Annotated in this window: 1 protein-coding gene; it reads right to left on the bottom strand. The window is 71.6% G+C overall.

Annotated features, from left to right (window positions below; genetic code table 11):
- Nucleotides 1-174: 174 nt before the first annotated feature.
- Nucleotides 175-1131 carry a class A beta-lactamase gene (gene bla / locus ACGF2Y_RS36670; RefSeq protein ID WP_392956446.1) on the bottom strand — a complete coding sequence of 319 codons (957 nt, stop codon included), beginning with the start codon at nt 1129-1131 and terminating at the stop codon, nt 175-177.
- Nucleotides 1132-1233 lie beyond the last annotated feature (102 nt).

Raw genomic sequence — 1233 nt, 5'->3', positions numbered from 1 at the left:
GCACGGCTTCGCCCCGCCGACCAAACGATCGACGGGGCGAAGAAGACGCAGGCCCCGAATTAACCAACAGCGTCCGCATCGCGTTCCGGGGCCCCGGGGCTCCGGGCTCCGGGGCGGCCTGGAGGGCTTCGTCGGCGAGATCGTCGGCGTGCCCGCCAGGGAATGAGCTGTTCCCTAGGGAGTGTTCTGCCCGGTCAGGGCGCCGACGGCGGCGGACGTCGCCCTGGAGATCAGCGTGTTGTCGAACGTGGCGTCCGCGTCCGTACGGTTGGAGAGCACCGCCAGCACCAGCGGCGCCGCGTCGGGCGGCCACACCACGGCGATGTCGTTGCGCGTCCCGTACGTACCGCCCGCCCCGGTCTTGTCGCCGACGGTCCACCCCTTCGGGACCCCCGCCCGGATCAGCTCGCCGCCGGTGGTGTTGTCCCTGAGCCACTGGGCGAGCCGGGCCCGCTCGGGCTTCTTGAGGGCGTCGCCCAGGACGAACGTCCGCAGGTCCTCGGCCATCGCCCGGGGCGTACTGGTGTCACGGGTGGCACCGGGAGACCACTCGTTGAGTTCGGTCTCCCGCCGCTCCATCCGGGTGACGTCGTCCCCCAGCTCCGCGAGCACGGCCTGCAGCTTCCGGGGCCCGCCGAGCTCGTCGAACAGCAGGTTGCCCGCGGTGTTGTCGCTGTAGCGCACGGCCGCGTCGCACAGATCGCCCAGGCTCATCCCGGTGGCCACGTGTTTCTCGGTGACGGGGGAATAGTCGACCAGTTCCTCACGGCGGTACGTCACGACCCGCTCCAGCCCGTCCAGCCCGTGCATGCGCAGCACGGCCCCCGCCGCCAGCGCCTTGAACGTGGAGGCGTAGGCGAACCGTTCCCCGTCACGGTGGGCGACCGTCCGCCCGGTCCCGGTGTCGACGGCGTACACGCCGAGCCGCGCCGCGTACTCCTTCTCCAGCGCCGCGAAGGCGCGCCCGGCGTCCCGGGCCGCAGCCGAGGGCGATCCCGTCGCCTTCCCGGCGGGCGACGGCGAGGGCGGGTCGGATTCCGTGCCGCATGCCGCGAGCGGCACGGTCACGAGGGCGCCGCCCAGCAGACGGAGTGCGGAACGCCGGGCGTGAGGGTTCGACAGTCGGCTCATCCCGTCATGCTAGGGCCTGTATCCAGTTGTGATCAATGGATGGTCCGCGCGAGGTCCTTGATCCAGATCATGGAGGCGCGGAGATGGAGTCCGGCGAGGTAG

The organism is Streptomyces sp. NPDC048142 (genome assembly GCF_043202835.1).
In the GTDB taxonomy this organism is placed as follows: Bacteria; Actinomycetota; Actinomycetes; order Streptomycetales; family Streptomycetaceae; genus Streptomyces.
The sequence above is the reverse complement of the archived record's forward strand: the minus strand, read 5'-3'. Positions and strand labels throughout refer to the sequence as shown.

Coding starts and splice junctions, on each gene's coding strand:
- bla (WP_392956446.1), bottom strand. CDS start 1,131: ATGAGCCGACTGTCGAACCCTCACGCCCGGCGTTCCGCACTCCGTCTG.